This is a genomic window from Limnohabitans sp. (assembly GCF_044361985.1).
Taxonomy (GTDB): Bacteria; Pseudomonadota; Gammaproteobacteria; order Burkholderiales; family Burkholderiaceae_C; genus Limnohabitans_A.
Window position 1 is genome coordinate 1 of record NZ_JBIKHV010000100.1, and the last position, 7,119, is coordinate 7,119.

The 7,119-nt window shown below is 58.8% G+C and carries 6 protein-coding genes; 1 reads left to right on the plus strand and 5 read right to left on the minus strand.

Annotated elements, in window-relative coordinates; translation table 11 throughout:
- The 5 genes from ACIQ3A_RS12680 to ACIQ3A_RS12700 form a co-directional block, all read right to left on the minus strand.
- On the minus strand, positions 1 to 288 hold a 288-nt coding region (locus ACIQ3A_RS12680), incomplete at its 3' end, for a PfkB family carbohydrate kinase (RefSeq protein WP_396432092.1).
- 323 nt (positions 289 to 611) lie between these two features.
- Positions 612 to 1,610: a Bug family tripartite tricarboxylate transporter substrate binding protein gene (locus ACIQ3A_RS12685; RefSeq protein WP_396432093.1), complete on the minus strand. Its 999-nt coding sequence runs from the start codon at positions 1,608 to 1,610 to the stop codon at positions 612 to 614.
- A gap of 213 nt (positions 1,611 to 1,823) precedes the next feature.
- Positions 1,824 to 2,762 (minus strand): 2-dehydro-3-deoxygalactonokinase, encoded by a 939-nt coding sequence (locus ACIQ3A_RS12690; RefSeq protein WP_396432094.1) that lies wholly within the window; start codon positions 2,760 to 2,762, stop codon positions 1,824 to 1,826.
- A 55-nt stretch (positions 2,763 to 2,817) separates the two neighbouring features.
- Positions 2,818 to 3,996 (minus strand): mandelate racemase/muconate lactonizing enzyme family protein, encoded by a 1,179-nt coding sequence (locus tag ACIQ3A_RS12695; protein ID WP_396432095.1) that lies wholly within the window; start codon positions 3,994 to 3,996, stop codon positions 2,818 to 2,820.
- The gene (locus tag ACIQ3A_RS12700) at positions 3,993 to 4,946 is read right to left on the minus strand and encodes a dihydrodipicolinate synthase family protein (RefSeq protein WP_396432096.1); all 954 of its coding nucleotides are present in this window, start codon (positions 4,944 to 4,946) and stop codon (positions 3,993 to 3,995) included. The genes ACIQ3A_RS12695 and ACIQ3A_RS12700 overlap by 4 nt, the downstream gene beginning before the upstream one ends.
- 273 nt (positions 4,947 to 5,219) lie before the next feature.
- Here ACIQ3A_RS12700 and ACIQ3A_RS12705 point away from each other — a divergent pair, with 273 nt between their 5' ends.
- Positions 5,220 to 6,881: an SMP-30/gluconolactonase/LRE family protein gene (locus ACIQ3A_RS12705; protein ID WP_396432097.1), complete on the plus strand. Its 1,662-nt coding sequence runs from the start codon at positions 5,220 to 5,222 to the stop codon at positions 6,879 to 6,881.
- Positions 6,882 to 7,119: the final 238 nt, after the last annotated feature.

Below are 7,119 nucleotides of genomic sequence, written 5' to 3' on the forward strand. Positions count from 1 at the left end.
GTACATGCCGGTGGGTGCTTGGGCGTCGCGCAGCACGTTGATGGTGCCCACGTTTTCTCGCTGCCAAAGCGTCATGAGGCTGTCGCCCCAGCGGTCGGTGCCTAAGCGGCTCAGGTAAGCCACCCGTGCACCGGCGCGGGCGGCTGCGATGACGGCATTGCTCGTGTCGCCGCCAAAGCCTTGCAGGTACAGGGGGGCATCGTCGGCGTTTGTCAGGGGGCGCTGGTTGAATTCGACCATGGCTTCGCCAAGCGCCACGATGTCCAGAGTTTTTGAGGGATGGGTCATTTGAAATCAATCGGTCATGTTGCCGCGCACGGTGGGGAATTCAGTGCCAAAGGATTCCCGTGGTCAAGGGAGCTCAGCGACATGACTCATGATTTTGACTGAATGCGGCTTTCTAAGACCTCCCGTTGGCTTTATCACTGGCAGAAGCTTGAGATGGCGAGTGGTGTGAGGTTACGTCTTTTCCAAGCAGGACATCATTGAACCCAGAACCACAGGGCTTGAGCTCGTACCAGCCAGTCCCTAAGAAGCGGCTGCGCCAAGCCGCTGGATTGATCTACGGGACGGGCTTCTCAAAGCAATGATCTGGTCAAGCGTGGGGCTTTTTATTCTGGCTTGATACCAGCATCTTTGACAACCTTTTTGTAAGTTTCAAATTCTTCCTCCATTGCTTGCGCAAAATCGCGCGCACTGGATCCAATGCGAACCACTCCCGCAGCGCGCAATTTGGCCTCTGCATCTGGCGTGCGCAGGAAAGCCTGGATCTCTTCGGACAATTTATCCACGATCGCCTTTGGCGTACCAGCAGGGGCCATCATGCCGTGCCAGGGTTGCATATTGAATCCCGGGATGACATCAGCGATTGGCGGCACATCTGGCGCAAAGAATGCGCGCTCTTTGGACGACACGCCAAGCGCTCGAAGCTTGCCCGTTTGCACATGGGGCATCGATGTTGTGGCCGCATCCATGGAAGCTTCGGTTTGTCCGCCAATCAAATCGGCGACCATCGGCGCCGAGCCCTTATAGGGAATATGGATCATCTTGGTGCCCGTTCGCAACAGCATGAGTTCCATGCCTAGGTGCAGTGATGAACCAACGCCAGACGAGCCATATGACAACTTATCAGGATTGGCCTTCAGGAATTTGATGAAATCTGGCAGAGTGCGAGAGGGCACCTTTTCTGCATTGACCACCAGGATCAGAGGCGTTGCTCCAACCATCGAGATGGCGGCGAAGTCCTTGACCGGTTGATAGGGAAATGCGCTGGGTCGCACAGCAGGATTGATGGCGTTGGCGGCGATATTGCCCAATCCGATGGTGTAACCATCTGGCGCGGCCCTAGCCACCACGTCCATGCCCAAGCTGGAGCCCGCACCCGGACGGTTGTCCACGACGAAAGGCTGACCCCATTTGGCTTGAAGGTGGGCTGCGACCATACGGGCCATCATGTCGGCTGCGCCACCAGCGGGCACCGGCACAATGACTCGCACCGGCTTGGAGGGGTAAACGCTGGTCTGTGCCAAAGACGGTGTCGCCACAACAGCTGACACAGTGAATGCCGCGACAGCCACCAAGGCACCAAAAAGGCGTGGTTTCAAAGTCATCATCATCTCCTTCGTTGTTTTCAACTCATTGCCATAAAGGCGGGATTTCAAAGTCATCATCATCTCCTTCGTTGTTTTCATCACAGTTAAAAAGCTCACTTCAGTCAAAACAAGTCAGTCCTTCAAGCCCGCCGCTTGCCAAAGGCCGCCATGTGGCCAATACCCATGCACTTCAAGCTGTACATGCGCCTAGTAGGTGATCAGTGCCTGTGTTCATGAGGCGTGCCTCACGAGGCCTGCCTGTTGCGCCACCAGCCACTGCCCCCGCGTTGTGGCACCGTCGTCAACACGTGTCGATGACAAACCCGCAAGGCGCAAGGCCGTGGCATAGCGCGCGCACAGATCGTCGTCACCGAGCAAAAACACACCCTTCGTGAGACCAGCCGCAGCAGAGCCACCCAGAGTACGGGTCGCCGAGCGTGCACTGCCAATTTCCACCCCCAGCAAAATGCCGGACAGGTAATCGGGCAAGCCTTCAGCCGAGATGCGGCCCATCAGCCCCGCCGTGCGCGCCGAGAAGATCACATGCGTCGCATTGGCATGATGATCCAAGCCCAGTCGAACACCGGCCTCAAAGGACTCGGTATGCGATTCGCCAAAACGCATCAACCGTCCCAGGATGCCGTGTTGTGTGAGCAAGCCATACAACTCGCCTGTCATGTAGGTGGCAAAGCTCTCGACCGCACCGCCACTGCCGATCCATGCCCATTTACTGTGGGTACCTGGCAGCACACAACAGCTGCCCGGTGGCAGCGCCGCACCCCACAACTGCGTTTCCTCGCCGCGCATGACGTCGTGCTCGCCATCAGCACCGATGCATGTCAGGCCCGGCACGATGGACAGATCCACACCGGGTTTGACTTGTACGCGTGTCAGCTGTGATGCGGCCTCGGCCAAGCCCGCAGGGCAGTGGAGGTATGGCGCCTCCTTCCAGCCTTGTCGGCTGCCGATCATGCCACTGGCGATCAGTGCCCCCATGCCTTGATCGATCCAATCGCCGCACAACCCCAGCAGTGCAGGCGCATACAGTCCGTCCTTGACCTTCATCACGCCCCCCGGCGCTGAGCGGGCTTCCACCACCCTTGCATGCGCATTGAGCAAGCTCGCTCGCAGGTTGGAAGTGCCCCAATCGATCGCAATCAGGCCGCTCATGGGAGGACCTTCGCGTGAAAATCATGGGGGTGATATGACGTGAAGCAATGTGTTCTCATGATTTGATCTTGGATCGAAGAAACTGCCAGACCGAGGCGTTAGGCGCAATGCCCAAGCCCGGACCTTGGGGCAAAGTGAAGAAACCTTGTTCGCAACGCATGCTGGTGTCAACGTATCGCAGATTTCGGTCGAACACGGAGTGCTGATATTCGTGCATCGGCGCGTTGGGTAATGCGGCCGTTGCATGCAAGCTGGCCGCTTGGTAAATGCCGATGCCAATGCTCGCATGAGGGATGACCTTCATGTGAAAGGCGTTGGCCATACGGCCAATCTGCATGAACTGACTGATGCCGGTGTGGCCCATTTCTGGCTGCACGATGGACATGGCACGCCGCTCCATGCGTGGGCGGTACTCAAAAACAGTGCGCAACTCTTCGCCCAGTGCCAACGGCACCCGCGCGCTGGCGCCAACTTGAACCTGTCCGTCGATGTCCTCCGGTTGGCAAGGTGCCTCGACAAAATAGGGGCGAAATGGTGCCAATTGATCGATCAACTGAATGGCTTCTTGCGCGGTGAACTTCCAATGTAGGTCGACCATCAAACGCACATCAGGCCCGAGGCCTTCTCGCAACACCCGCATCTCCTGCACGATACCTTCGAATGAGACGGCTGCAGCGTACTTGAAGGCATCGAATCCGCGTGTTTTAAAATTACTCGCCAAAGCCAGACGATTGTCCAGTGTGGCGCCAGGCAGACCCGACACATAGGCTGGGATGCGCTCCTGTCTTTGGCCGCCCAGCAGCTTGACCACGGGCTGACCGACCAGCTTGCCAAAAAGGTCCCAAATGGCAATGTCGATTCCAGCGATGGCATCGACATAGAAACCGCCGAAAAAACCACGAACACGCATCAGGTCGTAAAGGTCTTCCTGGATGACAACCGGATCGCGCGGGTCACGCCCGACCAGCAATGGGCCCAGCACATCGTCGATGATGGCCGTCACAGCGTCGGGGGCTACGATGCCATAAGTCTCGCCCCATCCCACAGTGCCATCATCGGCCGTCAGTTTGATGAGCACCGACATGTCCGTAGACGGGTAAATCGTGCGGTTGCCATGGCGAATCAGATAGCCGCGCTCGTTGACCCGCTCTCCTGGACCCAAAGGGCCAAGGTACAGCTCATCGCGTGGCAGCGAGATGATGAAACTCTCGACTGAAGCGATGCGCGCCGTCATGCCACTTGCCCCAATGAGCTGGACAACTGGTTGGCCGGCAGGAGCAGATCGTGGATGTCGGTCAAGAATGCATCCACATCCGCTTGGTCCAACCCATCAAGCAAGGGGCCAGGCATGCGTTGCTTCATGCAGGGGATGAGTCCGCGTTTTTGCAACACGTATTTGGTGAGTGACCAGCGAAACACCGCCTGGACATTGAGCACCGGCAGCATGCGCGTGAACAGCTCGCGCACCTTCGCATGATCCCCTGCGCGGTGCGCCGCGAAAAGCGCGACATGTACCTCGGCCAGTTCGATGGCCGGCATGGTGCCAGCTGCGCCCCGTCGCAGTTCGTCAGTGATGTAGCGCCCACCTGCACCGCCGAACACTCCCACCAAGCTGGCAGGTCCTCGTGCCAAAAGTTCGGACAGCCGCTGGCCGCTCGGCAGAGTTTCCTCTTTGATGTAGCGAATGCTCGGCACGGCGGCCAAAATCTCCAGCAGCACGTCGGGGTCAAGCCCTGCGCCCACGGGCAGCGGTACATTTTGCAGCATCAGTGTGGCCCTGGGCACGGCAACGGCGATTTGCGAGAAATACGCGATCTGCGCTTGCGCTGTGAGCCGATCCGGCGGGTCTGCCACCATCAATGCGGTCGCCCCAGCCGATACGGCCGCTTGAGCCAGGGCGATGGTGATCTCTGCATCGCCACTGGAAACACCTGCGATGACTGGCACCCGACCTTCCACTTCGGTCAGCACGGCGGCAGTGAGTTCAAGTCGTTCGGGCACGCTCAACTTGCCAACCTCACTGGCCACACCGGGGTAAGTGATGCCATCGACGCCGCAGCTCAGCAGGTATCGAACGAGGGTACGCAGACCCGCAACATCCGGTGCGCCCTGCGCATCGAAGGGTGTGGGCAACACGGGAAAGACGCCCGAGATGGGAATAAAGACTGGATTCGTTGGGGACATCTTAGGGGCTGGTGGTTCAGAAGGTTGGGAGGGCGTATGGCGCACGGTTGCTGTGCGACCACAAAATGATTGTGTCGGGATGCAAAAACGGACCCGTGATCAAGAGTTTCGGCATAGCTTTGTTCCATTGAATGGAACTTTTTAAATGATGAGAGATTATTTACCGAGATACTTTTCCAATCATCGGTAAAAACCCTCGAAATCAGGGTTGACACTAAAATCCAAAAGCGGCCAACTCCAAGCCGTTTTCATTGATCGAAACTCGAGCCTCGAATGCAGAACAAGGACGACAAGGGCAACGCCAGTGGACTGGGTGTGCTTGAAAAAGCCATGGGCTTGCTGAACATCGTCTCGGCCCAACGTGCGCCCATGACCTTCACTGAACTGCTGGCCGCCTCCGGCCTACCCAAGTCCACATTGCACCGCACCCTCAACACGCTGGTGCGAGAGGGTTTGCTGAGGCACGACGCTTTCACACGAACCTTTCAACTGGGCTTTCGTTTGTTGGAGCTGGCCCACGAAGTGTGGAGCGACTTCGACCTCCGTCTGGCAGCGCAGGACGAACTCATGGCGTTGCGCGATGCTGTGGGCGAATCGGTACAACTGGTGATGCTGAGTGGAGACCAACTGGTGGTGGTCGCCAGTGAGGAAGCCGCACGCAACGGCCAACTTGCGCCGCGCGTGGGTGCGCGCCTACCCTTGGCGAACAGTGCTGCCGGAAAGGCTGTTGCCGCTCATTTGGCGGCGTCGCGGCTGAACGCCATGCTGGGTGAAGTCAATGTCGAATTGCGCAGCGAATTGGATTTGGTGCGTGCACGTGGTTACGCCATGGCTGAGTCCACAGCCGATATCAACAGCTTCTCAGTGGCAGCGCCGATACTGGACTTTACCGGTCAGCCCATCGGTGCAGTGGCCGTAACCGGCGACGCAACAAGATTGGGCGGCGGTAAGGCACACGGACTGTCGGCACCGCTGATGAAGGCCACACGCGGCATCTCGCACACGGCAGCAGGCGAGGCCATGTCTCTGCACATTCAGTCACCCCCTGCCGACCAAACCAGAGTTGACGTGCGCTGCATGAGTGAGGCCCGCTCGCTGCTGGGGGAAGGGCCCATCTGGTCCCCACGTGACAACGCGCTGTACTGGGTCGACATCCTCACCCCCACCGTGCATTGCTGGCATGCAGCAGACGGCCACAGCACCGAGACACCCCTTGGCACCATGACGAGCGTTGCCATCCCAAAGGCCACTGGCGGGCTTTTGTTGGCCACTTCGGGTGGCCTGATGACACTGGACAGCGCTGCCAGAAGCATGACCTTGTTGGCCCACCCTGATGCCGAGCGTCCGGGAAATCGCTACAACGACGGCAAGTGTGATCGGCGCGGCCGGCTGTGGATCTCCTCCATGGACATGGGCACGGCCGTGAACCGTGGCAGCTTGTTTCGCGTCGAAGCCGACGGCAGCTGGGAGAAGATGGACAGCGGCTTCACTGTGCCCAATGGACTGGGGTGGAGTCCAGACAGCTCGCGGATGTACTTCACCGACACCTTTAGACGCACCATTTACGAATACGACTTCGACCTGACAGCGGGAACCATCAGCAATCGCCGCCCGATGATCGTCTTCAATGAGGCGGATGGGAAGCCAGATGGGCTCACCGTGGATGCCGACGGTTGCCTCTGGGTCGCGGCGTGGGATGCATGGCACATCGCCCGCTTTGCACCCAATGGAAGACTGTTGCAGCGTATTCGTTTGCCGGTATCACGGCCGACCAGCTGCTGCTTTGGCGGCCCGAGTTTGGAGACCCTGTTCGTCACATCAGCTTCAGTGCGGCTGAGCACCCAGGAGCTGGCCTCGGCACCGCTGTCTGGCGCGCTGTTTGCGCTGGAGGTACCCGGGGTCAGGGGATTGCCGGAGGGGACATTTGCGGGGTAAGGGCGCACCGCTGACTTGGGTAGCGAATGCAGCATCCGAACAAGGCATGAGGCTGTCGCCCCAGCGGTCTGTGCCCATGCTGCTCAGTAGAAGTGAGGCATCGTGGGCGTTTGTCTGGGGGCGCTGGTTGAATTCGACCATGGCTTCGCCGAGCGTTTAGGCTCGCGACTTATTCAAACGGCGCAAAAATTTGCCAGCGGCTTGGTCTTGAACTTGCTTATCGGCAAAAGACCACTGG

Bases quoted from the DNA above. Each gene is read 5' to 3' on its own strand.
- ACIQ3A_RS12685 (WP_396432093.1), bottom strand. From the start codon at position 1,610: ATGACTTTGAAACCACGCCTTTTTGGTGCCTTGGTGGCTGTCGCGGCA.
- ACIQ3A_RS12690 (WP_396432094.1), bottom strand. From the start codon at position 2,762: ATGAGCGGCCTGATTGCGATCGATTGGGGCACTTCCAACCTGCGAGCG.
- ACIQ3A_RS12695 (WP_396432095.1), bottom strand. From the start codon at position 3,996: ATGACGGCGCGCATCGCTTCAGTCGAGAGTTTCATCATCTCGCTGCCA.
- ACIQ3A_RS12700 (WP_396432096.1), bottom strand. From the start codon at position 4,946: ATGTCCCCAACGAATCCAGTCTTTATTCCCATCTCGGGCGTCTTTCCC.
- ACIQ3A_RS12705 (WP_396432097.1), top strand. From the start codon at position 5,220: ATGCAGAACAAGGACGACAAGGGCAACGCCAGTGGACTGGGTGTGCTT.